This is a genomic window from Sulfoacidibacillus ferrooxidans (assembly GCF_022606465.1).
GTDB lineage: Bacteria > Bacillota > Bacilli > Alicyclobacillales > SLC66 > Sulfoacidibacillus > Sulfoacidibacillus ferrooxidans.
This window is the reverse complement of the sequence record NZ_JALBUF010000134.1, coordinates 1-255: the sequence shown is the minus strand read 5'-3', so window position 1 is coordinate 255 and position 255 is coordinate 1. Positions and strand designations below refer to the sequence as shown.

Below are 255 nucleotides of genomic sequence, written 5' to 3'. Positions count from 1 at the left end.
GCATGACCGATGGGGGGACGCAGGGGCGTCAGGAGAGCGGCCGGATGGAAGAGGCCGTCTAACACGTAAGAGGGTCGTGTAGGGAAAACCGCACGGCAGGACCTTGAGCGTGGATGGGGAGCGAAGAATAGTAGCGAAGCTCTGAGACGCGAACTGCCAAGAAAAGCCTCTAGGGAGTTTTGATGTGCCCGTACCGGAAACCGACACAGGTAGGCGAGGAGAGAATCCTCAGGCGCGCGGGAGAACTCTCGTTAA

The 255-nt window shown here is 59.2% G+C and carries 1 rRNA gene; it reads left to right on the top strand.

The annotated features are described in order from the left end of the window. Positions 1–255, top strand: a 23S ribosomal RNA gene (locus tag MM817_RS17720); the annotation flags it as partial.